The sequence below is a fragment of the Enterococcus sp. BWB1-3 genome (genome assembly GCF_016745275.1).
Lineage (GTDB): Bacteria > Bacillota > Bacilli > Lactobacillales > Enterococcaceae > Enterococcus_L.
On the sequence record NZ_JADOEP010000002.1, the window covers coordinates 203,767 to 227,274 of the forward strand.

30 protein-coding genes and 1 other RNA gene are annotated in these 23,508 nt (G+C 37.1%); 14 read left to right on the forward strand and 17 right to left on the reverse strand.

Going from position 1 to position 23,508, the window contains the following annotated elements; genetic code table 11:
- Nucleotides 1–63: 63 nt before the first annotated feature.
- The 4 genes from IW492_RS02485 to IW492_RS02500 all read left to right on the forward strand — a co-directional run bounded on the left by IW492_RS02485 (nt 64) and on the right by IW492_RS02500 (nt 2,503).
- The gene (locus IW492_RS02485; RefSeq protein ID WP_202064801.1) at nt 64–1,341 is read left to right on the forward strand and encodes a replication-associated recombination protein A; all 1,278 of its coding nucleotides are present in this window, start codon (nt 64–66) and stop codon (nt 1,339–1,341) included.
- 54 nt (nt 1,342–1,395) lie between these two features.
- Nucleotides 1,396–1,588, forward strand: a non-coding RNA gene (gene ssrS / locus IW492_RS02490) — 6S RNA.
- Nucleotides 1,589–1,661: 73 nt separating this feature from the next.
- On the forward strand, nt 1,662–1,931 hold the full coding sequence (locus IW492_RS02495) for a hypothetical protein (RefSeq protein ID WP_202064802.1): 270 nt from the start codon (nt 1,662–1,664) through the stop codon (nt 1,929–1,931).
- 95 nt (nt 1,932–2,026) lie between these two features.
- Nucleotides 2,027–2,503, forward strand: a complete 477-nt coding sequence (locus IW492_RS02500) for a universal stress protein (RefSeq protein WP_202064803.1) — start codon at nt 2,027–2,029, stop codon at nt 2,501–2,503.
- Between the two features lie 124 nt (nt 2,504–2,627).
- Here IW492_RS02500 and IW492_RS02505 read toward each other — a convergent pair whose 3' ends face one another.
- The 7 genes from IW492_RS02505 to comGC form a co-directional block, all read right to left on the reverse strand.
- Nucleotides 2,628–3,815: an acetate/propionate family kinase gene (locus tag IW492_RS02505; protein ID WP_202064805.1), complete on the reverse strand. Its 1,188-nt coding sequence runs from the start codon at nt 3,813–3,815 to the stop codon at nt 2,628–2,630.
- A 33-nt stretch (nt 3,816–3,848) separates the two neighbouring features.
- Nucleotides 3,849–4,859, reverse strand: coding sequence for a class I SAM-dependent methyltransferase (locus IW492_RS02510; RefSeq protein WP_202064806.1), 1,011 nt, complete (start codon nt 4,857–4,859; stop codon nt 3,849–3,851).
- A 209-nt stretch (nt 4,860–5,068) separates the two neighbouring features.
- Nucleotides 5,069–5,410: a competence type IV pilus minor pilin ComGG gene (gene comGG / locus IW492_RS02515; protein WP_202064807.1), complete on the reverse strand. Its 342-nt coding sequence runs from the start codon at nt 5,408–5,410 to the stop codon at nt 5,069–5,071.
- Nucleotides 5,411–5,420: 10 nt separating this feature from the next.
- Nucleotides 5,421–5,852 (reverse strand): competence type IV pilus minor pilin ComGF, encoded by a 432-nt coding sequence (comGF, locus tag IW492_RS02520; protein WP_202064808.1) that lies wholly within the window; start codon nt 5,850–5,852, stop codon nt 5,421–5,423.
- Nucleotides 5,839–6,162 carry a hypothetical protein gene (locus tag IW492_RS02525; protein ID WP_202064809.1) on the reverse strand — a complete coding sequence of 108 codons (324 nt, stop codon included), beginning with the start codon at nt 6,160–6,162 and terminating at the stop codon, nt 5,839–5,841. Before IW492_RS02525 ends, comGF begins: the two co-directional genes overlap by 14 nt.
- Nucleotides 6,137–6,589, reverse strand: coding sequence for a competence type IV pilus minor pilin ComGD (gene comGD / locus IW492_RS02530; RefSeq protein WP_202064810.1), 453 nt, complete (start codon nt 6,587–6,589; stop codon nt 6,137–6,139). Before comGD ends, IW492_RS02525 begins: the two co-directional genes overlap by 26 nt.
- Nucleotides 6,564–6,794, reverse strand: coding sequence for a competence type IV pilus major pilin ComGC (gene comGC / locus IW492_RS02535; protein WP_202064811.1), 231 nt, complete (start codon nt 6,792–6,794; stop codon nt 6,564–6,566). The genes comGD and comGC overlap by 26 nt, the downstream gene beginning before the upstream one ends.
- A gap of 138 nt (nt 6,795–6,932) precedes the next feature.
- Between comGC and IW492_RS02540 the strand changes: the two genes are divergently transcribed.
- Nucleotides 6,933–7,217: a hypothetical protein gene (locus IW492_RS02540; protein WP_202064813.1), complete on the forward strand. Its 285-nt coding sequence runs from the start codon at nt 6,933–6,935 to the stop codon at nt 7,215–7,217.
- 34 nt (nt 7,218–7,251) lie between these two features.
- Here IW492_RS02540 and IW492_RS02545 read toward each other — a convergent pair whose 3' ends face one another.
- The 3 genes from IW492_RS02545 to IW492_RS02555 all read right to left on the reverse strand — a co-directional run bounded on the left by IW492_RS02545 (nt 7,252) and on the right by IW492_RS02555 (nt 8,572).
- Nucleotides 7,252–7,638: a hypothetical protein gene (locus IW492_RS02545; protein WP_202064815.1), complete on the reverse strand. Its 387-nt coding sequence runs from the start codon at nt 7,636–7,638 to the stop codon at nt 7,252–7,254.
- Nucleotides 7,638–8,189 (reverse strand): hypothetical protein, encoded by a 552-nt coding sequence (locus IW492_RS02550; protein WP_202064816.1) that lies wholly within the window; start codon nt 8,187–8,189, stop codon nt 7,638–7,640. Before IW492_RS02550 ends, IW492_RS02545 begins: the two co-directional genes overlap by 1 nt.
- 197 nt (nt 8,190–8,386) lie before the next feature.
- Nucleotides 8,387–8,572, reverse strand: coding sequence for a hypothetical protein (locus tag IW492_RS02555; protein WP_236671747.1), 186 nt, complete (start codon nt 8,570–8,572; stop codon nt 8,387–8,389).
- A 402-nt stretch (nt 8,573–8,974) separates the two neighbouring features.
- Here IW492_RS02555 and IW492_RS02560 point away from each other — a divergent pair, with 402 nt between their 5' ends.
- The 9 genes from IW492_RS02560 (at nt 8,975) to IW492_RS02600 (ending at nt 14,775) form a co-directional block, all read left to right on the forward strand.
- Nucleotides 8,975–9,505, forward strand: coding sequence for a hypothetical protein (locus tag IW492_RS02560; protein ID WP_202064817.1), 531 nt, complete (start codon nt 8,975–8,977; stop codon nt 9,503–9,505).
- A gap of 39 nt (nt 9,506–9,544) precedes the next feature.
- A complete protein-coding gene (locus IW492_RS02565) occupies nt 9,545–9,853 on the forward strand; it encodes a hypothetical protein (RefSeq protein ID WP_202064818.1) in 309 nt (102 codons plus the stop codon).
- A gap of 64 nt (nt 9,854–9,917) precedes the next feature.
- Nucleotides 9,918–10,064 carry a hypothetical protein gene (locus tag IW492_RS02570; protein WP_202064819.1) on the forward strand — a complete coding sequence of 49 codons (147 nt, stop codon included), beginning with the start codon at nt 9,918–9,920 and terminating at the stop codon, nt 10,062–10,064.
- An 18-nt stretch (nt 10,065–10,082) separates the two neighbouring features.
- A complete protein-coding gene (locus tag IW492_RS02575; protein WP_236671748.1) occupies nt 10,083–11,396 on the forward strand; it encodes a DUF3440 domain-containing protein in 1,314 nt (437 codons plus the stop codon).
- A complete protein-coding gene (locus tag IW492_RS02580; RefSeq protein ID WP_202064820.1) occupies nt 11,380–11,790 on the forward strand; it encodes a hypothetical protein in 411 nt (136 codons plus the stop codon). The genes IW492_RS02575 and IW492_RS02580 overlap by 17 nt, the downstream gene beginning before the upstream one ends.
- Nucleotides 11,783–12,316 carry an IbrB-like domain-containing protein gene (locus IW492_RS02585; protein WP_202064822.1) on the forward strand — a complete coding sequence of 178 codons (534 nt, stop codon included), beginning with the start codon at nt 11,783–11,785 and terminating at the stop codon, nt 12,314–12,316. Before IW492_RS02580 ends, IW492_RS02585 begins: the two co-directional genes overlap by 8 nt.
- The gene (locus IW492_RS02590) at nt 12,313–12,819 is read left to right on the forward strand and encodes a hypothetical protein (RefSeq protein WP_202064824.1); all 507 of its coding nucleotides are present in this window, start codon (nt 12,313–12,315) and stop codon (nt 12,817–12,819) included. Before IW492_RS02585 ends, IW492_RS02590 begins: the two co-directional genes overlap by 4 nt.
- The gene (locus IW492_RS18495; RefSeq protein ID WP_330927512.1) at nt 12,806–14,212 is read left to right on the forward strand and encodes a DEAD/DEAH box helicase; all 1,407 of its coding nucleotides are present in this window, start codon (nt 12,806–12,808) and stop codon (nt 14,210–14,212) included. The genes IW492_RS02590 and IW492_RS18495 overlap by 14 nt, the downstream gene beginning before the upstream one ends.
- A 20-nt stretch (nt 14,213–14,232) precedes the next feature.
- A complete protein-coding gene (locus IW492_RS02600; protein WP_202064827.1) occupies nt 14,233–14,775 on the forward strand; it encodes a hypothetical protein in 543 nt (180 codons plus the stop codon).
- A 40-nt stretch (nt 14,776–14,815) separates the two neighbouring features.
- On the opposite strand, the gene IW492_RS02605 is transcribed toward IW492_RS02600, so the two are convergent.
- The 7 genes from IW492_RS02605 to IW492_RS17935 are packed head-to-tail and all read right to left on the reverse strand — an operon-like array spanning nt 14,816 to nt 23,487.
- Nucleotides 14,816–15,640, reverse strand: a complete 825-nt coding sequence (locus IW492_RS02605) for a peptidoglycan amidohydrolase family protein (RefSeq protein ID WP_202064829.1) — start codon at nt 15,638–15,640, stop codon at nt 14,816–14,818.
- Nucleotides 15,627–15,875: a phage holin gene (locus IW492_RS02610; RefSeq protein WP_202064830.1), complete on the reverse strand. Its 249-nt coding sequence runs from the start codon at nt 15,873–15,875 to the stop codon at nt 15,627–15,629. Before IW492_RS02610 ends, IW492_RS02605 begins: the two co-directional genes overlap by 14 nt.
- Nucleotides 15,872–16,168 (reverse strand): hypothetical protein, encoded by a 297-nt coding sequence (locus tag IW492_RS02615; RefSeq protein ID WP_202064832.1) that lies wholly within the window; start codon nt 16,166–16,168, stop codon nt 15,872–15,874. The genes IW492_RS02610 and IW492_RS02615 overlap by 4 nt, the downstream gene beginning before the upstream one ends.
- A gap of 24 nt (nt 16,169–16,192) precedes the next feature.
- Nucleotides 16,193–17,605 carry a hypothetical protein gene (locus tag IW492_RS02620; RefSeq protein WP_202064834.1) on the reverse strand — a complete coding sequence of 471 codons (1,413 nt, stop codon included), beginning with the start codon at nt 17,603–17,605 and terminating at the stop codon, nt 16,193–16,195.
- Nucleotides 17,602–19,416, reverse strand: coding sequence for a hypothetical protein (locus IW492_RS02625; RefSeq protein WP_202064836.1), 1,815 nt, complete (start codon nt 19,414–19,416; stop codon nt 17,602–17,604). The genes IW492_RS02620 and IW492_RS02625 overlap by 4 nt, the downstream gene beginning before the upstream one ends.
- A 12-nt stretch (nt 19,417–19,428) precedes the next feature.
- Nucleotides 19,429–19,782 (reverse strand): DUF6711 family protein, encoded by a 354-nt coding sequence (locus IW492_RS02630; protein WP_202064838.1) that lies wholly within the window; start codon nt 19,780–19,782, stop codon nt 19,429–19,431.
- A gap of 18 nt (nt 19,783–19,800) precedes the next feature.
- Nucleotides 19,801–23,487, reverse strand: a complete 3,687-nt coding sequence (locus IW492_RS17935) for a phage tail protein (RefSeq protein ID WP_236671749.1) — start codon at nt 23,485–23,487, stop codon at nt 19,801–19,803.
- Nucleotides 23,488–23,508: the final 21 nt, after the last annotated feature.

The window sequence follows — 23,508 nt, forward strand, 5'->3', positions numbered from 1 at the left end:
CCAGATGCATTTATACTAAAAATAGATTTGATAAACTCAGAGCTAAGGAAAGGAAGATGACTCATGCAAAAGCCTCTTGCCTATCGTATGCGTCCCAGAAATACAGCCGAAGTAGTTGGACAGACCCACCTAGTAGGAGAAGGAAAAATTATTCGCCGAATGGTTGAAGCCCGAATGCTTTCATCCATGATTCTTTATGGCCCTCCAGGTACAGGGAAAACTAGTATTGCCAGTGCAATTGCCGGTTCAACAAACTATGCATTCCGCATGCTGAATGCCGCAACAGACACTAAAAAAGATCTGCAGATTGTGGCTGAAGAAGCAAAAATGAGCGGAACTGTCATTCTCCTGCTGGACGAGATCCATCGCTTGGATAAAACGAAGCAGGATTTTCTCCTGCCGCATCTGGAAAGCGGACGAATTATTATGATTGGAGCAACAACAGAAAATCCATATATCACCATCAACCCTGCGATTCGAAGCAGAACACAAATTTTTGAAGTAAAACCACTAAATGAAGATGATATAAAAACAGCGATAGAAGCTGCACTAAAAGATAAAGAGCGGGGGCTGGGCGACTATCCTGTGGAGATTACACCGGAAGCTCTGCAGCATCTTTCCAGAGCTACCAATGGAGATTTGAGAAGTGCATTAAATGGACTGGAGCTGGCTGTTCGATCAACGAAAGAAACAAAGAATAAAATTGTTATTACGCTGGCAATTATTGAAGAATGTGTCCAAAGAAAAGCATTAACACATGACAAAAACGGCGATGCACATTATGATGTAATCTCAGCATTTCAAAAATCCATTCGAGGCAGTGATGTAGATGCTGCTCTCCACTATCTCGGCAGACTGGTGGTAGCAGGAGACCTGCCGATTATTTGCCGCAGACTGATGGTTGTTGCCTATGAAGATATCGGGTTAGGCAACCCGGCAGCGGCAGCAAGAGCTGTTACAGCTGTTCAGGCCGCTGAAAAATTAGGCTTTCCTGAAGCAATCATGCCGCTTTCAACAGCAATTGTTGACCTTTGTCTTTCGCCAAAATCAAACTCAGCCAATGCTGCGCTTGGAAAAGCAATAGCAGATATTGAAGCAGGACTGGCAGGAGAGGTTCCTGATCACTTAAGAGACAGCCATTATTCAGGTGCAAAGGAATTAAAACGCGGAATCGGCTACCAGTATCCTCATGCTTTTGAAAATGCATGGGTGGATCAGCAGTATCTTCCTGATAAAATTAAGAATGCTCACTATTATAAGCCTATTGATACTGGAAAATACGAACAAGCACTCCATCAGCAGTACAATAAAATCCAAAGAATGAAAGAAAAAAATTCCTGATTTCAATAGGCAATCTCATTGCCGTATAGATAAAGCTATGCTATTATAAAGATGGTAAATCTGTGATGTGCGCGTTGTCTCTTTTGTGTGTTGACCGAACATTTTTATTGATATCTTGGGATCCGACTAGTATCTAGATGGGTAGCATGCCTTTTCATTTGGTAGCTCAAAATCGCAGATCGTGGAACCCACCTGCTAATTGCGGGCTCAATACTATAAGACAAGTAACGGCATCGACGGATTTTCCTTTTTTAAACAATTGAGGATGCAGCATTTATCTGAGGATTGATGTTGTATCTTTTTTATTTACGGAGGTAATTATGCTCATTCAAATTCTAATTATTGCTGTTGCTCTTATTTCCATTTTCATTGGGATCTATATCAAAAAAAGCTCTGCTGTTCTTTCATCACTTTCACAAAAAGACATCCCCGCTGATTTTTTTCAGCGATACAGTCAGCTTTTTTTTATTTTAGGTGGTGCCGGGATTGTTATTGCTCTGTTTAATAAATTTTATTTTTCTCTTGGTTATATCGTTATCCTGCTGACAGTGTCAGCCGTATTTGGGTTAGCTCTCTCAAAAAAAATCTGAGGGGCTGCCCTTTTTTATTTAATTTTTCTTTGTTTTGTTCTACAATGAAATTGTAAGGATCAAGAATACTATTCAGGATAAAGGGAGTGGTTAACTTGTTACAAAATTATAATAAGATTATGGTTGCTGTTGATGGATCAGCAGAAGCAGAATTGGCTTTTAAAAAAGCAGTCAATGTTGCAGTAAGAAATAAAGCAGAATTGCTGCTGGCTCATGTCATTGATACTCGTGCATTCCAGTCGGTCTCTGCCTTTGACGGAATGCTCGCCGAACAAGCCACTGAAATGGCTAAACAAACATTGGAAGATTATAAGAAACAGGCCGAGCTTCACGGCTGTAAAAAAGTGTCCACTGTCATTGAATACGGATCGCCCAAAGCTATTATTGCAAAACAACTGCCTGAGGACAACGATATTGAATTGGTACTGATTGGTGCAACTGGTCTAAACGCTGTTGAACGATTATTCATCGGCTCCGTTTCAGAGTATGTTATCCGAAATGCTCCTTGTGATGTACTGGTTGTGCGAACAGATTTGGACAATAACATTCCTCAAGAAGAAGAAGCTAAATAGCTAAGGCTTTAAAAGACTGGCTTTACTGGGGACGTTACCAGTAAAATCAGCTTTTTCAAAAGAAAGACATGAAAGCATTTAAAATCAGCTTTCATGTCTTTTTGAAACTTCTGTTAAATTTAAATTAGCCGCGCAAACGTTCCACGTCACGAGCAATCATCAGTTCTTCATCTGTAGGGATCAGCAGTACTTTCACTTTAGAATCCTCTGTTGAAATCACAGCTTCTTTCCCGCGAACATTGTTCTTCTCTGCATCAATTTCACAGCCGAACCAAGTCATTCCCTTAATTACTTCACTGCGGACATGGGAATCATTTTCGCCAATACCCGCTGTAAAGACAATTGCATCGACACCATTCATCACGGTTACATAGCTTCCGATATATTTACGGATACGATCAGTGAATACTGCATAGGCAGTTTGAACTGCTTCTTTATCCAAATTAGCTTCCAAATCACGCATGTCGCTTGAGATACCTGATAAGCCTAGAAGTCCGGATTCTTTATTCAAAATATTGATCATTTCCTTGATATCAGTCAAACCAAGTTTATCCATCAGATAAGGCAGTAAAGACGGGTCAATATCACCTGAGCGGGTTCCCATTGTTACACCTGCAAGTGGAGTGAAGCCCATTGAAGTATCCACAGATACTCCGCCGTCTACAGCAGTAATGGATGCTCCGTTTCCTAAATGACAAGTAATAATCTTCAATTCTTGAATTGGTTTACCCAACACTTCGGCTGCACGCTGAGAAACGTATTTATGGCTTGTTCCATGCGCACCATATTTACGTGCTGCATATTTTTCATAATATTCAGTAGAAATACTGTAAAGGTAATTGTGTTTAGGCATTGTTGTATGGAAAGCTGTATCAAATACCGCTACACTGATAATATCAGGCAGAATTTTTTTGAATGCTCTGATACCCATTGCATTTGCAGGATTATGCAGAGGAGCAAGATCAGCTAATGCTTCAATTTTTGCCAGTGCTTCATCATCAATAACAGCTGAGTCTTTAAAATCTTCACCGCCGGCAACAACACGGTGTCCAACTCCGGTGATCTCATTGTAGTCAGATAAAATATTTAATTCGATCAGTTTATCCAACAACATTTTCACTGCTACATCATGATCGTTGATATCAACGATTTCTTCATATTTTTGGTCTTCACCATACTTGATAGTAAAGATAGAATCATTTAAACCAATACGTTCAACAATTCCTTTGGCGATTACTTCTTCACTGGGCATAACATACAGCTGCCATTTCAAACTTGAACTTCCGGCATTAATTGCAATTGTTTTAGACATGATATTCTCCTCTTTAAAATTAGTTAGATATTATTATAAATATAAATTTGAAGATTTCCAGGCTTCAAATTGTTGAAAAAATTGAGTGATTTTTTGAGAATCTTTTAGCGAAGCCAGCTTAACAAGCAGCACTTCTTTCGCCTGCCTGCTGTTTTCACCTTTATTCTGCACCATGAGAATACTCTTTCTTGACTGCTCAGACTGGAACATTCCATCAGGAAGTTGAATAAATCCCTGCAGATAAACCTGCTCCTGAATCCACTTCTTAAGATGATCACTCTGTTCAGATTCAAACAAATTTGAAGGAACTAAAAAGAGTCCGAAGCCGCCTGGTTTTACATATTTCATTACCTGTTCCATCAGTAAATGATGCGCATAGCTGTGTCCCTCAGAAGTAGAAACTGAAAAGTCCTTTACTTTGTCATCATTTGGATAATAGCCAATCGGTAAATCACTGACAGCCGTATCCACCGGTTCAAGCAGCAAATCCTGAATGCCATCCTGATGAAATAATTGTACCTCTGCGCCTGTAAGACCACTATTTACAGAAGCAACCGAAAGCAGTGTATCGTCAATATCTACACCATATCCAATAGCCTGAGCATTTTCGACTTTCAGATTTAATAAAATTGTTAACAATAGATTTCCCATACCTGATGCAATATCCAAAATCTGCAGCGACTCTCTGTCAGGATACAGTTGTTCTACGAGATAAACAAATAAAAAACCGATACTGTCAGGCGTTAATTGATGATTCGCCTGTATTGGTTCCTCTTTATTTCCCTTCAGCAGCAATAGTTGGCTTAGGCGCCGCAATTCCTCAGGTTCTAATTCAAATTTTGCCAGCTCTTTGTAAATTTTTTCCAGCTTGAGAACCGTTTCTTTTTCAGGTTTTCCATCAAGAATACGTACCTGAAAATTATCCAGAATATTGTCTCCGTTTTCTATATAGGCATCCAAAAAAGAAACATCTAAAGACCCCTTTAATAGCTGAATTGCCTGTTCCATTTGCTCGAAAGCTTTTTCCATCTTCTCAGAAAACAAAAAAACACCTCAACTTTATAAAATATAACAACTTTTGTATCTGTTTCATTTTATCGAAAAAACGCATAATAATCAATCAATTTCACAATAATATTTGGAAATTCGCTTTTATCAGCAAAAACACTGTTAACTTATGACAAATAACCGATTATTTCACTATTCTTTTAAATACTGTATCAGTCATTTTAAGCACCTGTTTGATACACATTTCACAAATCGAGTTCATTGTCTGCTTTATGATAAAACATATAATTTATTCCAGAAACATTCACCGTTATTTCTATCATACCGCTACTGTACTGATAATTAAGATTCCCAGCTGAATAATGAATCGTTTCATCAGTCTTCAAGGTATGGTTATCGCGCACCTCTGCCAAAAACATGCTCGCCATAATTTTTGCTTCGTAAAAACTTTCAGTATGCTGAGAGAAGCTCTTTGTCAGGTGATAATCCTCTATCATTAAAAAGAACAGCAAGCTGAACAAATTCAAAAAGAGCAGCACGGTTATGAAGGTACTTCCTTTATAATATTCTTTTCGGGATTTTTCCATTTCCTCCTCCTCAAATAATGAAACAACCGACTTTATTTTTTCCATTTTCAAACAATATTTCAAGTTCTATCTTTCCCTCCTGCTGTCGGAATTCTGCTTTTTCTATTTTCATCAATAAAGGCTGATAGCCTCCATTTGCTGCCTTAATTATTTTGTTCTGTTTAAATTCAACGATAACTGGATAATCCGCTTCTTGATGATGAAAATATATCTGCTCCTTCGTTACAGAAATCAGTTCAAGGTTGCTCATTTCATTTTCCAATTGGATTAAAAAGATATGCCATTCCTTTTCCGAGGTATTATTTATTCTGTCCGTCAGTACCTGAGCATTTTTCAAATAGCCTGAACTTACCAGACAGATAAATGAAAAGAAAAAGAGTGCCAAAAGACACTCAAATAGCGTAAATCCTGCATACTGTTCCCAATTTCTACTGTCTTTCAATAGTAAAAACATCCTTTCCATTTTCCACTGTTGCAGCTTTTATTTCTCCGTCCTGCTCAATAATTGTTACGAAGTATTCCTTTTTCTCCCTTAACACTTTTCGAACAGCAGAACCTCCATAATGCTCGTATTCTTTCATTTCTTCATACAAAACTCGTTTCATTGCCAAGCGTTCTTCATAAGGTTTCGCTTTACTGAACAGAACAGTGTGAACAGATAGATACCCGCCGATAACTACGGTAAGGATCGTTAATGATACCAAACTTTCAATGAAAAAGTACCCACTAAAATTCAGAAATTTTTTTAACATATTTTCCACTACCCATCTGAAACTGAAATTCAATCAGCTGATTCTTTCTGCTATATTTAAAACTGTATTTTGAAAGGTTGCCATTGTTTCCCGTTCCTTTTTTAAATATAATTTTCGCAGGACCTGTTGCTGCCAGTGCCTCCGGCAATAAAAGGGCTTCTTCTTTACTTCCGGTAACAAAACGAAACTGCTGTTCTTCCAATGAAAAGTACACCTCTGTGTCGACAGCGCCCACCACCGCCATTTGTTGTGTATACAAAAGCTGCTTTTCAAAGCTGGAAAAAAATTGAGCTGTAGAGAAGTTGCTTATATTCTTTTCTACCAATAGACTGGACAGGCTGATCAAGGAGACAGCAACAACAAATACCAGCAGTGTTTCTATTAATGTAAACCCCGAGCAGTTATTTATTCGCCTGGTATCTGTCATACTGCTCCTGTGTAATATACCCTTCCGATAACAATGCTTCTACTGTCGGAGACTGATCATTTTCCAGCCGGTAAACATCCATTTGAGTCTCGACAACTTTTACAATTGCAGCATTGCCTTTCTTGTCGATACTGTCTTTTTGCTTTGAAAGATTGGGTGCAAAAAGAAGAATCAGCACAGAAATAATTAATAGAACAATGAGCATTTCAATGTATGATAGTAAATATATCTATAATTTATTCGCTTATTGCCAAACATCTCACACTAGACAAAACGAACGTTCGTTCGTATAATAGTTTTTATAAAATAGAAATAGCAACGAAAGAAAGCGAGGAGTTCAAAGATGAATAGAAGCTGCATAGGTACTGCGGATAAAATTAGACTTGTTTCAGCGTTTCCAGATATGCTAGTTAGATTTACTCTGCATGCTAAAAATGAGGATATAAATTGTCTGGTGGCAAAAAAGGATCTGGCTAACTTAATCATGTTTTTGGAAGATAACACTTTTGAACTCTCTGTGTTTGGTCATTACAATTCCAGAAAGCAGCTGGTTGTTGAGAAGTTTGTTGTAAGGAATCCTGATTCTTTTATCCGGGAGTTTGTTTTAAAACCTATGAAAAGTGCATAAAAAAACACCTGTCCAGTGAAATGGACAGGTGTTTTTATGCAATACATTGGTCTTCTAATATATCGGCATACTCTTGTCTTACAGTTCTGGACTTAAATAACCTCGAAACTAAAGACTCTTTGTTTTCATATTCTCTTTTGTTCTCTTTGGTAGCTATTCCATCTTTAGCAACTTCTATCAGGAGTATCAACGGAATATCATATCTTAATATAAATTGTTTTAACACAAAGACTACAAATTTAAAATCTACTTTTCGTTCCCATATAATTCTTAAGTGAACTTTAAAAATAAACATTAGCATTACAAAACTGGTGAAATAAGAAATGGAGAGACCTTCTTTTTTAAATGTCAAAACTGTTTTCCGGGAAAGGACAACTAGGTAAGATACGATTGAAGCTATTACAATAAGCAAAATCTCCATCATACTTTTCTCCCTTCTTTTATTCTTTTTCTGTCTGTTTCTTCAATAAACTCTTTTGTTTCTCTATTCATTTTAACATCTTTATTGCGTTTAGAATATAGCTTTTTTTGTTTATCTTCAGCAAGTTTTTTTCTGGCAAATTTTTTGGCTTCATTTACTTCTTTCGGTTTGTATTCATCATCATCTTTAATTGCACAATATGGAGCTATTAAAGATGTAGTTATAATTATTGTTTTCATTATAAAAAACATAATAGCTTGAACTACAGTATATTGTAAATTATTGAAAACTATAAAACAAACAAAAAGACTTGCGCCGATCATCATATATGTATTTAATATTTTTGCTCTTCTCATTATTCCTTTTTTACTCTTAGGATTTACAGAGTAGAAAGTAAGAGCATTTGACAAATAATATGTAGCAGAGCTTGTCAATAATGCATTGATACTTGTTGCATTAATTGCAGTGAATATCATGGAAATAAAAGAAAAAATAGTAATGATTATCTTTGCATTACTTACACTCAATTCATCATACTTAAATTTGCCCAATTGCTACACCCTTCTCACCATCGTTTCGATTTTCATAATATCAATACGGTATACATAAGTCAACGTTTTTTTCACTTTTAGATAAACAGTTTTTATTAAAATAAAAATCCCACACCATGTATCAGTTGAGTAAATACAATTATACATGTAAGTAGTGTCCGGAATTCCGCATTTTTTCCGCAAATAAAAAGAGCCTCTCAGCTCTCTTTTTCATATCTATAAATCACATGTCCGCCGTGTGCAGCCTCACCAATGATTTGCTTTCGGTCTCCCCTTCTCAACCATGCATCACGAAAAAGAAAGAAGTTATCATTCTTTACCTCTAACTCTTCCAGCTCTCCTGAAGCTAACTTTTCAAGCAATTCATCGTATTGATTAATCAATCTTATCACTCTCTTTCTAATGTGATAATAGCACAGAAAAAAAGTTTGGTGTAGTTTCAAAAAACTTTCAATTTGTACTTGAACTAGTACGAAGTTCGTAGTATAATAAGTATAAGAAAGGAGGGTACAAACTATGGAATTGCTAGACAACATAATAAAATGGCTAACAGCCATAACACTGCTAGCCACAGCAATCATCAATCTCTTAACAGCCTCCAAGCAAACTAAGAGAAAAAAGAAGCGCAAAAAGTGAAACTATTGGTAGAGGGGATAACCCCTCTCTACCTCCATATTATAGCATGATAAGGAGGAAAAAGAAAATGATGGTATTTTATATCATAGTGGCTATACTAGCTCTTGCAGGGCTTGTCATGGCAATAAAAAACTATAAGGACTGATAGCATGAATTGGCTAGAAAAGTATAAAATTGATTTTGAATTCAAATCCTATTATGAGATTTCTCAAGCAACAGGAATAAGTAAAAGCTCTATTTCATCAATGAAGAAAGCAAACGATTGGAAGAAAACTCAATACGAGAACATGACTTTACTTGCAAAAGCTGTCGGATTGTCGCTCAAGGAATTTGATCAATACTTAAGAGAGAAGGAAAATAAAATGAATACACAAGAACTTTTAGAAACGATTAAAACAAAAGAAGTACAATTCGCTATAAAAAACGAAAAAGGTCAAGTTTTAGCGAATAGAGGCACAGATAATCTTCAAAGCATCTTTGGCTTGAAAGATACGAAACACAATCATTTTTACGGTGTATATGGCGATTCGATTAGAACAGCAGATGGACAAGTGGACAGCAGAGAAAAAACGGATGAAGAAATTTTGAAAAGCATTGAGCGTTTATTAGCACTCGGAATACCAGTAGACCGCAACACACTACAGGACGTTGAATATTTTTACGAACAATATGAAGCGTAAATTCGAACGGAAGAGAGACTTAAAACAGTGTGGGATGAAGTGTTCATTAACATTCAAAATATTGAAAAAACAACCCATAAGGCCGCATTGATAAAAATGCCTAACGATTCGTTGTTTAAAGGGTTGACATTCTGGCATCCATTAAGCCTCATCAGAGAAGAAGGTGGAAACAGCTATTTCCTTTCAATCTCCTTTACTGAGGATTTTGAATTTGAACTTTTTAAAACAAACAAACACTATAAAAAAACTAGAATTGAACATATATCCGCAGATGAAATGATTCAAGCTTTTGAAAAAGCAAGTAAAAGTATAAAAGAAAGTATTCAGCAATCAAGAAAAGATAGTTGATTATTAAAAAGTTGGAAATATCAAAAGAATAAAAGTTCATCGGAAAAGAAGAGGGTGCAGTGTAATGAGTGAAATTTTTTGGAAAATGATTGCGACAGCCATTCTCAAAAACAACCACGATTTATATAATTTGAATGTAAAAGATGTCCCAAAAAGAAAAAAAGTGGTCGAAAAAATGAAAAACAAATATCGTGATCTGGAAAATACGTAATCAGAAAGGAGCGTTATAATGAGCAAACTTTACACTGATATAGATGTTCTAACTGCAGCTTTCGAGAGACTTGACTACATTTTCGAAGAGTTTGAACATATTTATTTTAGCGTCAGCGGTGGTAAAGATAGCGGTGTTATGGTCCAGTTAGCCAATATTGTTGCTAAACAAAAAAATAGAACATTTGACATTTTTAACTTGGATATCGAAGCGCATTATGATGCCACTGCCAAATTCATCAAACAGATGGAGTGTTTAAGTCAAGTGGATCAAGTGTATCACTTTTGTTTACCTTTTTACGAAGATAATAATACCTCTGTGCTTCAAACACAGTGGATCATGTGGAATGAAGAAGAACGAGATAAATGGGTCCAACCGCTCCCTTCAAACGCAATCACCTTAGAGAATTTAGACGGAGAATTGAAAAAATGCTATGACAACTCTCATGGTAATCCAGATAAATTCATGCAACAGTTTCCGAAGTGGTACAAAAAAATGAAAGGAACAGATAAAATAGCTTGCGGCGTAGGCATTCGAACAGACGAGAGTTTTAATCGGTTTCGAGCAATTGCGCTCGGAAAGAACTTATACAAAGATAAAAAATATACGACTGAAATTTCAAAAGGTGTCTTTAATTTCTACCCTATTTACGATTTTTCAGTCGAAGATATCTGGGGAGCTACCTCTCAGCTTGATTTTGAAATGAATGAGGTTTACGAATTGATGTATAAGAACGGCGTTCCGTTAGCCGAACAGCGAATCTGTCAGCCTTACGGCTTCCAACAACGGCGAGGCTTGGATCAATTCGCTGCCTTAGAACCAGACACATGGCGGCGTGTGGTCAACCGAGTTTCAGGTGCTAACCTAGGTAACCTCTATGCTAAAACTTCCCTGTTAGGTCACAACGGAACTGAAAAACCTAAAAATATGACCTGGCAAGAATACACAATCTTCTTATTAGAATCATTAGGACTATACACTCCTGAACTAAGAGATCATTATTATCGTAAGATTAAAATACTTATGAAGTATTATAAAGACAATTTTGGAATGGAAGTTACAGACATGCCAGATGATTCTCCACCAAAAAAAGAACAGGATGAAGATGAACGTAAATGGCATAATTGGAAAGGGATAGGCAGAGCAATAGAAAAGAATGACTTCGCCCTCTCCTCTCGTGATTATGGTCTTACTAAAAAAGATGAAGAAGAATTGTATGACCTTCATAAAAAATTCGGTAAAATACTTGGAACAAACGAACTGAAGCAAAAGACGTATAAAAAAGTGGTAGATAAAATTTCGGAGGTAGAAAAAAATGCTGAAGGTATTTAAACCCAATTTGTATTCAAAAAGCGAATTTTATAAGTACATGGGCATCTTTTTTGGAGAAAAAGAATATAAAAAAGAACTACCCTATCTCATTAACACAAAAGACACAACTTGGTTCGTTCATCTGAAAAAGGATAAAGTGCTAGGTTTTTCAAGCTACGATATCACTAACAGAGGAATAGAATTAGGAGAAACCTATACTATTGATAATAGTTTTGAGCTGTGGGAAAGTTTAGCATCTGCATCCTTAAATGATGCCCTCGAACTTAATCCAAAATTTGTCTACCTAGCTGTTACACACAAGAAAGAATGCTCTTGGTATTTAAGCAGAGATTTCGAACTGGCAAAGACGACAACAAACTATTACTTTTTAGAAAGGAGACAACTAGATGAGTAATATCACCTTTCCGGTTATGGAGCCTAAGATGATTCCTATTAACAAGGTTGTGGCAAATGATTACAACCCAAATAAAGTAGCTCCGCCAGAATTCGATCTGCTTGTGACATCTATAAAAGAAGATGGGATGACACAGCCTATTGTTACCTACTATGATCAAGAAAATGACATTTATATAGTTATTGATGGATTCCATAGATATAAAGCTTGTAAAGAAGTTTTTAAATTGAAGAAGGTCCCTGTTGTTACAATCAATAAAAGTTTATCAAACAGAATGGCATCTACTGTTCGTCATAACAGAGCGAGAGGGACACATCAGATTAAATCAATGGCGGATCTAGTTCTCTCTCTCTCTCAAGACGGTTGGTCTGACGAAAGTATTTGCAAGCACTTAGGAATGAGTATCGAAGAGGTTATAAAATTAAAACAAGCTACAGGGCTTCGGGAAGCATTCGCAAGCCATACATTCAGCAAATCGTGGGATGATTTTGAGAAAAAGTACTATTCTGGAGAGAAAGGCAAATGAACTTAGATTATACTCTGCTTTCTGATGAAGATTTAATCAAAATAATTGAACGATCATCTAAAGAATTGCAACGCAGAAAAGATAAACTAAATAAGCAACTACAACTCGCCAAACAACACGAACGATCATCAGGAAAGTACACGCATTTCTTCTGTGCGACTAATACGTACGGATATAAGCCCTATGCAGCAAGAATATTTTCCAAAGGTGGAAAATTCGAGAGAGAATTCTTTGAGCTATTTCAATCCAGTAACAGTAGTCAAAAAACTATCTCTGGTAACCTTCATTTTGCCGAAGGTGATATATTAGAATTGAGAGAGGAAATCACTAGATACTTTATAGCTCACGAAGGTCAACTCGTTGAACTTTGTTACAAAAAAGAGACAGTAAAAACTGCTATGATATACGCATTCTTAGAAGATATAATTTCTCTTGAAGAGTTATTTCAATATTGTATTGAAGACAAAGAAATAATCGAGGTGATCGACGATCTTAAAGACTAAACTACTAAAGAAACAAGTAGAAGGCTTTGAGAAACTAAAAAACATAAAAGTCGGTGCTATCCATTCTGATATGGGAACTGGAAAAACAAGGATAATGCTTGAGTTGATCGAAAAACGATTAAATGAGAATAAAACAAGTAAAGTTTTGTGGATCACACCCGTTTCAGTTAAAAAGAATTTGATTGATGATATAAAAAAACATAGCGATTATTCTATTGCAGAAATCGAAAATTACAATGACGAATTCGTTTGCGTTGTTGGGTGTGAGTCGTTATCTCAATCGGATAGAATCTATAAAAAAGTGTATGATTTCATTGAAGAACATGGAATATTGATTCAGCTAGTCATCGATGAAGCACACAAATTCAAAAACCCCCAATCAAAAAGGGTGAAGCGATTACTGCCACTGACTCAAAAAATCATCTATAAAAATGAGCTGACTGGAACTCCAGTCACGCAAGGTTTATGGGATATTTATACACAAATGTATATGCTTGATCCTAGAATACTTAAATATCCGAATTTTCGTTCGTTTGAAAAAACTCATCTAGTGTACGAAGATTCTAAGATTCCAAGAATTTCATACATGAAAGAACAGAATTTGATTATCAGAAGAATGGAACCTTATATTTTCAAAGCGAACAAAGCTGATTTTGCAGACTTGCCGCCAAAAACATATAAAAAATATTATTACGATCCATTCACGGACAGCGAATTCGAATCAATTTATAATGACGTCAAGAATATTTTTATTGATATGCTTGATTTCGACGCTGACAACAGTCTCATAATTTTTAAAATGCTAAATTTCCTACACCAGATAGCTTCAGGTAGTTTCAGGAAATTCATAAAGATTCAAGATAAATTTGAACTGTTCGAATACCAAAGCAACCAACGTCCCTTGCTATTAAAAGACATCTTGCAAGAAATTGATTTATTAAACAATAAAGTTATTATTTTTCATCGGTATATATCCGATTTCGAAAAAATCAAAAATGTTCTACCTGAAAAATACTCAAAACTACACGGCAGAATGAAGCAGTCCGAAAAGAATGAAGAGCGTAAAAAGTTTGAGGAAAGTAACAACATCCTAGTCTCAACGTTACAATGCGGATCAACAGGCTTGAATCTGCAAAATGCAAACTACATCATTTATTATAATCAATCATTTGATTATGGGATTCGGATGCAGAGCGAAGATCGCATTCATCGAATCGGTCAAACAAAAAATTGTCACATCATTGATATTTTAGCCGATGACACAATTGATTTGAAAGTGATGCGATCCATCAACAGAAAATCCTCCCTTGTGGACGATATCAAAAGAGAATTGAAAAAAATAAGCGCAGATAGAGAGCGTTTTGAAATTGAAAAAAGAAAAATAATTTATTGATTTCCAGAGGGGGAAACGGAATGAGTAAAAATATCGAAGAATTGGGAACCACCGCAAAAAGTATATACCAAGCTATCAAAGGCAGACAGATGCATCTGATACATGCTATAGTTTCAAGAAAAATAGATACAGTTGATTTAGATTCAGAAAGAACTTTTTATAAAAATATATTAGCGATTCCTGCATGTGCTAATAACTTAAAGAATACAGGAACTAAATTCAGCAAATCAGAAGATTTCGAAATGACTTTTATTGAATTTGCGACTGTCACTCTTGAATCAATTATTAAAGCTATCGAATGGGAGTTAAAAGGCGAACCGAAGTTCAGCAATATTTCATTTGCCGGAATCGATAAAAAAGGCGAGCTATCGATCGGTTTAATCAGATTTGAAGTGGAAGCATTGAGGAAAATGAAAGATCTAGATTATAACATTAACTTTCTTTCGTCCCCTATTTTAGTTCAAAATAGAGAACTCATAGAGGGGTTAAATTTCTTCGGTAAAAATAATGTTGCTCCTGATTTTGTAAAAGGTAATTTAGTAAGAGCTGAAGATATTAAATAAGAAAAGCCCTGTCTCTCCATATTTGAGACAGGGCTTTATTTTATCCTTTTATCAAACGTTTCTTATCCCAAGCACTCAGCCAAACTTGACCGCCGTTCCGGAATTGAACAGATATCCAGTGATAGTTCCCACTGCCTTTTTGTGCCTGACTTACGATGTTCACATTGCTTTCAGGAATAACGAAATAGCTTCCTTTTTTTGTCACTTGATCCGCAAGAACTTTTCCGTTCTTATCTGTCAGCGTGATATCTGCACACGCTATGCCATTCTGGGTCCAATCAAATTCAACAGGACACAAATAGTCACAACGAACTTGCCAAATACCATTTACAAATTTTAATTCATCAACTTGATAAACTTTGTTCCCAGATTTCTGACCAGTCCCTGTTGTAGTATTTGTTTCTCCCTCAGGAATGACTGCTTCTCCAGATCCGCTATATCTGTAAATCGTGACATAAGGTTTTCCATTGTAGCTCCAAATAGTATCGTGATCATTGACTGTTATGCCGTTATAACCAAAATTGCAGTGAATCATTTGATCGTTAGAAGCTATGAATATTCCTGTATGACCTGCAACACCACCGCTGGCACCACGTACACCCCAGATAAAGATATCACCGCGTTTCACAACATAATAACCTTTTGGATTTACAGCTACTTTCTTCCATCTTGCCGCTTCCAGATGTCCGAAAAGAGAGTCTGTATTACCCATAACGCCGTCAGGAAGAAAACCACCAGCTCTCAATGCAAAATAAACCGCTGAACTGCAGTCGTAGCTATCTGGTCCTAAACGTCTGTTCATGGAATAAGTTACTTTTCCTTTCCGGTCATCCATCCATTTGATCATTGCCTCAAGATTCGCCATCTTTTTTCAGCTCCTTTAAAGCTTCGTCTGCTTCGATCGCAACTTTGGTGAAACTATTGTTCTTCCACCAAGCTGCAGCAGTCGAACCGATAGTAAATATTAAAGACACAACTTGATAAACGTCATCCTCAACGATATTAAGCGTGCCTTTCCCCGCAACTGCTAAAATTTGATTCAATAAAGCTAAAATCAATACAACTGTTCGTGCGATTGTGCTTGCTGATACGTTTTTCATATGTCGTTCCCTCTTTCTATTCTTCTTGCAATCTCTGCAATGTTTTTAAATGCTGTCTTAAACTGTTCATCAACTGAAGTTTTTTGCTTCGTAAAATCAAGTCTCAGCCTGTTTAATTCTTGATGTAGAATTTTTCTATCGCTTTTACTTTCATCAAAGTTGGCATTCAAATCTTTTAACTGTTTTAAAATTGACTGCAGTGTTGAATACAACTTTGCGAAACTAAAAAATAGACCTGAGATAAATCCGACTAGTGCAATCCACTCAGTGACTGTAAAAAAACCTATTGTCATAACTTCACCTGCTTTCTGCTTTTATTAACTACTGATTTTTGTTACTGTATAGATTATTTTCATTGTTTGAGAAGGTGACTTTGTAATTGGACTAATATTATTAATAGTTGCCAGATAAGATTTCAGAATGGACGGCTGATAAATCGGCGAAGTATTTGAAATTGGTCTGCGCCATAAATATGGAATTGGTGTATTGTTTGAAAACACCCCAGGTTTAGCCGAAGTCGCATTAGTAGTAGTGCCATGAACGGACATGATTCCTCGATCTTCTGGATCAATAATCATTGAAAGATACTCTGCTCCGGACGAAAATCCGTACAGCTTATTATCAAAATTAAAGCCACTGCCATACGAAGACGCAGGTGAAATATCAGCTCTTTGTGACTCTACCTCAAGAATTTTGGTTTCACCAGAAGAAATTGAAACTTTACATACTCGATAAGCTGGACTCGCTGATGAAGTATATAAAATCATGTAAATATAATCATCTTTCAAAAAGAATGGAAAGCCTGAACGGGAATTATGATTTAGCCCATTTGCTTCAATAACTTTGGTTTCCAAAATTTCCGCATTTTCTAAGTCAATGATTGCGTAATGGAAAACATCAGTAGAAGCACAATGGAGAGAATGTGCCTTTCCATCTCCAGCGCAATACCACCTTCTTGCCGTTTGTAAGGTAACATCACTATCATTGATTAATGATTTCTGTGCCACTAGTGTATTGCTTGCGTTTGTCAATGTTGTTCTTATTAGTGTGTCAGTCACGCCAATTTCTTCTGTTTTGTTATCATACTGATAAATATCAACTGCCCCACCCGGTACAGTAGTCCCGTTATTCGGTCCTTTCGCTGCATAAATTTTATCTCCTACTTCCAGAATTTCAAGCTCCGAGCTCGATAAATGTCCTCCATAAATTTGATTTGTATACAGTCGAAAAGGGCTACCAATTAATTCATTCGTTGCTAAAAATCTTGATGTATCTCCTATTCCAAAATCACCGCCAGGAACCGAAGTAAGGCAAACACTCGAAATCGTGCCATTCGCTTGGTTTGTCGAAAAGTCCCACACAAATTTATAGCCATTTGTAACAGCTTCGCTTTCTGAAGCATTGAAAGTTCCACGTTTCAGATTTTCCTCCGCATACTCCCCACCAGCGTGTCCTGTCAACCCTATTTGAGACAAAGGAGCTATTACATTATCGACATTCTCTTCTAATGCATCCTCGAATAACAACACTCCACCTAGTCCGCCAGAAACGAGAGGATTTATCCATTCAGATAAAATTGAAGTGGTTGTATCGATATCTTTAAAAAGTCCCATCGGTACATTCAGTAAATTTGGAATAGCATTCGTAAACATGTTCTTGCTACTGTATGAGTCCACCATTCTTCCTTCTTTATCAAATAACTGAATCTCACATTTTCCATCTAATCTCATTGATCTGTTCCTCCTTCTATATCTTCATTTAATTCTGCTAATCGCAACGGATTTGATTGCAGGCTAAAATCATACTCTGAATAAATATAATGCGTATCCTGTATCAGTAGTCGTTCTTCCTGTCTACTCAACTGCAAAGCTTTTGTTTCTAAATTAAAACTTTGATATTCGTCATTAAGATCGATTTGAACAGGAGATTGTATATCCATGCTTATCTCTGCATCCAATTCAGACAATTTAAATCCTAGGCTCTCAAGTTTAAATCCTGAATGGAAATCACTCACTGTAATAATGCCATCCCAATCAGCTTTTTCAGCATACAAACCTTGACCATTAATTGTAGCTTGAATCTCTTGAGACAAAATTTTTCCAGAACAATTCGATTTCATAACTGTTGTAAACAAGTAACTTCTATTTTCAAATACTTGAATCGGCAAATATAAATGAACGATATGTCGTCCCTTAGTCACAGATTGTTTTGGATAGATAAACAAGACTTCTACATTGTTCACGTAGTAGGTGAATTCCAATATCGCTTCCGGATTGTCTTCGAATATTTCTACATTTACTGTTGCATGGAAAAAGGCAAATGTATCGACAGAAGAACTAAAAAGAATCGTAATGACTTCTTCTTTAAAATCATTTCCAAACAGAATATCAGTCAAATTCTCATAGTTATAATAATAGTTTGTCAGTTGGATTACCTGACTTGGTGACAGTGTTGTATTATCATTACTGCCAGCTTTGACTGCAGGATTTTTACCTACTGACTTCAACTCATGATAACCACGATATTTCCACGTCGAATGAGTAAGCATTCCGCCAATCGGTTGGCTGGCTACCCCGTTTGTATATTCAATCCAGTCACCTGGCTGCAATGCCGGATCTCCTACAAAGCTGACATCAGAAGGAATATAGCGAACTTGAGAAATTTCGTTTAAAATGTTGTCTAATCGCTGCTGCTGAAAAGCTTCAGTTCCTTGGACAAATAAAGGATTCTCTAGGATTAAATTATTTCCTAAAATACCGCTTTTCTCGCTAGTCAACACTCGCTCATCAATCTGAATTTGAACAGAAGAAATGCCCGTTTCATAATCGGATATCTTTGTACTAATCCGACTATCCGTGTCAATTCGCTTCACAATTTCCTGAAAGGGTATTTTGATTAATCTCAAACGACCGTCACGCTCAAATAAAGCAAAGCAGCTTAATAGTTGCGCTAAATAGCCGACCAGATCCCGATAACTTGTCAATGCTTCAAAGGAAGATGGTACCATCACGATATCTGATGAATTAACGAAGGTCTGGAGTTCCACCGCTGTATTGGCTAACTCCAGACCTGTTTCATCACATATATTTTTAAGCAACTCATAAACCGTTCCCGAAGTCGCTCTGTCCTCTCTGATTCCATTCAACGCTAACATGTTGTCATAACAGACAAGACTTGTCGTAGCATACATTTTTTCAGGCTCTACTACATGGAAAACACCTAAAGGCACATCTTCCCATTCATCCGTGTCCTCATTAATCAACAAAGAAAAAATTGGTAAAATTTTTGCTTGATCAAATTGAATAGAATCTGAAAAAGTACTGTTAATAAAAGTAATCTTGAACTCACTCATATATACATTTCCAATTTCAATATCCAGACCAGAAACAGCCTGCTCTGACAGACTGACACTCCCCGTCAGTACGTTTGAATCGTCAAAAGTGATTCGTGTACCACTTGCAAGAATAATCTCTCCAGAAAGCTGTACGGTACGAGTATGAGCATTTATCGCTTTTTTATAGTCTTCACTTACTGCATACATCTACTCAGCCCCCTAATACTCAACTAATGAAAAAGAAACATCCCAAAGTGGTGCTGAGAGTGTTCGCCTATGCTGAACAATTGCCATCTTCCTATCGCCTGCATACATCGTTGCCACCCTATCACTTCCAGTCTGAGGATCTAAAAAAGTAACTGAGACTGCTGCCGGAGAGACTGCTGCAAGAATGGCACGAGCGTTCTGTTCGTTCACCCGCCAACCAATAGAAATTTTCCGAGTTCCTGCCCGGATGCGGTCACGATGCAACACGCCGGACTCGCTTCGAGTTGTATTTTCTGAGTCAATATCTGCCTCACTAACTTCGTACGTCCGGGGAGTTGCCATAGTGACTCCATTTATTTTTATCACGTTTCCGACACCTTCTTTCTATTTATTGCTCCTTAGTCGTCTCCGGTCCTCTGTTGTTAATAGAATCTGTTCCAATGGGTCAGTGCCGATGCTAACCGGAATAATAATATCCCCAGTTGTATCTTGAATATTCGCTTCCTGGAAACCTAGAAGAATAGCCTCAACAATGGACGATTTTAGACTTTCTATAGAAAAGGTTTGATCTGAAACAGTCCCGGCAAAGCTCGGCATTGGACTACTCAAAGCATCCGGCATAATGATTTCTGAGAAGCTGCCCATGGTGCTTGCGATTCCAGCACCGATTCCACCCAAGACTTGAGCATTCAACGGAAGAACCGCCTCAGGTCCTGCTTCTCCACCGACAAGATTTTCATTGCCGTTTTTTCCAAATAAAGTAGCACGAGTTAGAATACCACCTTTAGCCAAATACTTCACTTTCGGAATGTCAAATCCAAATTTCTTTCCACCGAAACCTGGTACCCATTTAGGTATATCAATGTTAATACTATTTAATGCATCGACCATTATGTTGATTAAGTTGATAATTGCGTTTATTGGCGCTTTGGCTAAAGCAACTAACCCATCAAAAATCCCTCCGAATATATCAGAAACACCTTGCCAGACTCGTTGCCAGTCTCCTGTAAATACACCAGCAACAAAATTAATGATTCCCTCGAATATTCGTTTTATACTATTCCAGATATTTTCAACGTTACGGAAAAAGGCGTTCAGTATATTACCAAACACTCCAAACGATTTGGTCCAATCAGTTGCAAAAATTCCAGTAAGAAACTGAGTGAATTTGCTAAAAACATCTTGAATATTAGACCAAATGCCTGAGGCTATTCGTTGCAATCTCTCCCATAAATCTGAGAGAAACTCCGAAATACTATTCCAGATTTCTTCTGTTTTCGCTTTCACATCTTCCCATTTTTCACCGATCCACTTCCCAAGTTCTTCTGCCTTCTCTTTTACAGAATCCCAATTTCTAGCAAGCAAAACTCCTGCTGCAATAATTAAACCTATGGCAGCAATAGCAATTCCAATAGGAGACGTTAAGAATGCAATCGCTCCAGTTAATAAGGTACTGACTCCTGTTGCAATTCCCGCTACGGCATTCCATATAGAAACAGCGGCAGAAACCAATCCCCAAGCAGTTGCAAATGAGCCCAAAATAATCACGAATGCCTCAACAATTGCTTGATGCTCTCTAATCCAATTACCAATAGATTCTAAGGATTTCGAGAGTGTTTCAAGTACACTGATGATTACCCCGCCGGTCCACTCAGCAAGAGGTTGTAAGAAACTATCCCACAGCCATGAAAACAAAGGCTGTAAAGTCTCAATAGTGTCATTAAGCACACCCAGAACACTGCTTAAAAGATCCAGAAAAGCAGGGATAAAATCTTCTATGGTGTAACTTGTTAATGGCAACAACACATTTTCGTAGAACCAAACCAAGCCATCTCCAATTTTTTGTGTCAATGGCTGAATGGCTTTCAAAAGTTTATCAATTGATTTCAGTAATGGAGTAAAATCTAACTCTTTTGCCCAATCTGCAGTTGCTTTTGTGATTTTGTTCAATGTACCTAGAATGGTTTCAATAATTCCTAGAATGCCAGACATGATACTTGTTCCGACATCACCCTCTTCCCATGCCTTTGCAAATTGACCTGCCAGATTCCTGATAACATTAAAAATATTTGTAAAAATATCTAGCAAATGAGCTGCTATTCGTTCGCCTGTTCCGTCATTCCACGCGTCACGAAAAGAAATTGTAATTTTTTCTAGTAAGTCTAAAATACTGATAAACATTTCGAAAATAGAACGAATCAAGTCCGTTCCACGTCCATCATCTACCCAGGCATTTTTGAAAGCTCCTGCTACATCGCCTATTACACCTAAAAGTTCTGCAAATAAGGAAAGAAGTTTTTCAATCAATAATTGTCCAGTTCCATCTGTCCAAACTTCCATAAAACTTCTGCCGATCTCTTTATTCAAACCTATTATTTCACGTAGACTATATTTAAAAGCATTCATCACTTTCTTACCTTGTTTATCCCAAGCCTTGCGGATAGGATCGAACAACTGAGACATGATCTCCTTGAATTTATTCGCAAAATCGGTTAACCAAGCAGGTGTTTCAGGCTCTTCTACATCCCAATCTAAACCACCAGTTCCGGCTTGATCATCATCACTGTTGAAAGATAACGTGTTAATTTCATCAAATCCAGCCAGCTGTTGTTGCAATTTCTTCGCAGTATTTTTTGCATCATCCATATCGTCAATCGCATTCTGCAGATCTTCTGCGCCTTTTTTTGCAAATGAATAGGTTGTCCCGAAAAGTGTTGCGATAAATGAAGCAATATAGCCAGTTACTTTAACCAGCGTGCTCATTAGCGCATTAATGGCTGGTAGTACAGCACTGTATATTGGATAGAACGCAGTCGCCATATTGACCTTAAGTTGATTCAGACTCGCTGCAAACTGTTCGTTTGTTTTCAATGCTTTAGTTAGGTAACTGCCAAATGTGGTGATACTTTTATAGATCAGACCAAAAACAATTAAACGTCGAGTAATGCTTTTAAGAGCTGAATTGATCGTGCCCATGCTTTTGCTTGATTTCTTTGACCCTTTATCCACACTTCTGAAAAATCGATTAGAAGAGTGGATCGCTTGCCCGAATCCTCTCCTGACCCGCCTGATGCCATGTGCAATGACATTAGAAGTTCGATTCCAGATGGCACCCCATCTACTCACTTTTGCGGTATCATTGTTGACGTTATCGCCTAAAGACTGAACCCCTAGTCGTGCGTTTCCGGTTTGTATTGAGGATTCGTTAAGATTTGTATTAAGAGAGCCTAATGCTTCTCTTAACGCTGCCGTGCGGTCCTCTGTTTGCGCCTGTGCTCGTTGCAATGCATCACTTTCAGAAATGAGGCTTTGCATTTGAACTTCTACTTTTTTCAGTTCATCCCTAGTTTTCAAAGATGCAGGTGAATCCCCAAGTTGGAAGCCTGTATCAAAAGAACCTGATACCGGAACCAATTGTTCTTTGTATGTTTCGTTCAATTGGTTTAACTTTGCTCTAAACTGCTCGATTTTAGCCTCATTTTTATCCATTTTCTTCGCTATATTCTCCAAGGCTTTTGGTGATTCGTTAAACTCATTGGTCAAATCCTTCGCCAGTTTTTTTGCTTGATCATGGTACTTGATCATAGAAGCATAAGCACTGGCGATTTGGTTATCATACTTTATTTCAGATTGAGTATCGCCAATGGTAGCTGATTCCTGTTTCTGCAATTTCAAAAAACTTAATGAGTCCTGCTTCGCTTGAGCCTGTCGAATCTTTGCGTTGATTTCATTCACAGTAGATTCAATCTCTTTAATTGCTCCTTTGCGACCATTACCCAGACCGCTCGCCAAATTCTTACTAGCTTTTTCACCAGCCTTGCCGAATAGCTCCTCAAAACGTTTCATCTGGTTTTCTGACTGTTTATTCATTTTGTCGAACTGATCCGATAATTTTTGTGTCACCCGGTCAATATCTAGATTTGATTCCACTTTGTCCATGGTCCGGCCAGTAACCTGTTCAATTTTGTTCACTGCTGACTCTAATCGAGGGAGGTATTTATCCAAATTTTGCTGCAGTTTATCAAAGTTTGCCTCAATGATAATCTGCAGAGTTTCCAACTCAATAGCCATTATCACACCTCCATTCTTTTT

Excerpts from the sequence above, each read along its gene's own strand:
- comGC (WP_202064811.1), bottom strand. The coding sequence starts at position 6,794 with ATGCTCATTGTTCTATTAATTATTTCTGTGCTGATTCTTCTTTTTGCA.
- IW492_RS02600 (WP_202064827.1), top strand. The coding sequence starts at position 14,233 with ATGAGTAAAAATATCGAAGAATTGGGAACCACCGCAAAAAGTATATAC.
- IW492_RS02485 (WP_202064801.1), top strand. The coding sequence starts at position 64 with ATGCAAAAGCCTCTTGCCTATCGTATGCGTCCCAGAAATACAGCCGAA.
- IW492_RS02585 (WP_202064822.1), top strand. The coding sequence starts at position 11,783 with ATGAGTAATATCACCTTTCCGGTTATGGAGCCTAAGATGATTCCTATT.
- IW492_RS02495 (WP_202064802.1), top strand. The coding sequence starts at position 1,662 with ATGCTCATTCAAATTCTAATTATTGCTGTTGCTCTTATTTCCATTTTC.
- IW492_RS02540 (WP_202064813.1), top strand. The coding sequence starts at position 6,933 with ATGAATAGAAGCTGCATAGGTACTGCGGATAAAATTAGACTTGTTTCA.
- IW492_RS02525 (WP_202064809.1), bottom strand. The coding sequence starts at position 6,162 with ATGTTAAAAAAATTTCTGAATTTTAGTGGGTACTTTTTCATTGAAAGT.
- IW492_RS02580 (WP_202064820.1), top strand. The coding sequence starts at position 11,380 with ATGCTGAAGGTATTTAAACCCAATTTGTATTCAAAAAGCGAATTTTAT.
- IW492_RS02505 (WP_202064805.1), bottom strand. The coding sequence starts at position 3,815 with ATGTCTAAAACAATTGCAATTAATGCCGGAAGTTCAAGTTTGAAATGG.
- IW492_RS02615 (WP_202064832.1), bottom strand. The coding sequence starts at position 16,168 with ATGACAATAGGTTTTTTTACAGTCACTGAGTGGATTGCACTAGTCGGA.
- comGG (WP_202064807.1), bottom strand. The coding sequence starts at position 5,410 with ATGGAAAAATCCCGAAAAGAATATTATAAAGGAAGTACCTTCATAACC.
- IW492_RS02590 (WP_202064824.1), top strand. The coding sequence starts at position 12,313 with ATGAACTTAGATTATACTCTGCTTTCTGATGAAGATTTAATCAAAATA.
- IW492_RS02605 (WP_202064829.1), bottom strand. The coding sequence starts at position 15,640 with ATGGCGAATCTTGAGGCAATGATCAAATGGATGGATGACCGGAAAGGA.
- IW492_RS02545 (WP_202064815.1), bottom strand. The coding sequence starts at position 7,638 with ATGGAGATTTTGCTTATTGTAATAGCTTCAATCGTATCTTACCTAGTT.
- IW492_RS02620 (WP_202064834.1), bottom strand. The coding sequence starts at position 17,605 with ATGAGATTAGATGGAAAATGTGAGATTCAGTTATTTGATAAAGAAGGA.
- comGD (WP_202064810.1), bottom strand. The coding sequence starts at position 6,589 with ATGACAGATACCAGGCGAATAAATAACTGCTCGGGGTTTACATTAATA.
- IW492_RS02625 (WP_202064836.1), bottom strand. The coding sequence starts at position 19,416 with ATGTATGCAGTAAGTGAAGACTATAAAAAAGCGATAAATGCTCATACT.
- IW492_RS02560 (WP_202064817.1), top strand. The coding sequence starts at position 8,975 with ATGAATTGGCTAGAAAAGTATAAAATTGATTTTGAATTCAAATCCTAT.
- IW492_RS02610 (WP_202064830.1), bottom strand. The coding sequence starts at position 15,875 with ATGAAAAACGTATCAGCAAGCACAATCGCACGAACAGTTGTATTGATT.
- IW492_RS02575 (WP_236671748.1), top strand. The coding sequence starts at position 10,083 with ATGAGCAAACTTTACACTGATATAGATGTTCTAACTGCAGCTTTCGAG.
- IW492_RS02570 (WP_202064819.1), top strand. The coding sequence starts at position 9,918 with ATGAGTGAAATTTTTTGGAAAATGATTGCGACAGCCATTCTCAAAAAC.
- IW492_RS17935 (WP_236671749.1), bottom strand. The coding sequence starts at position 23,487 with ATGGCTATTGAGTTGGAAACTCTGCAGATTATCATTGAGGCAAACTTT.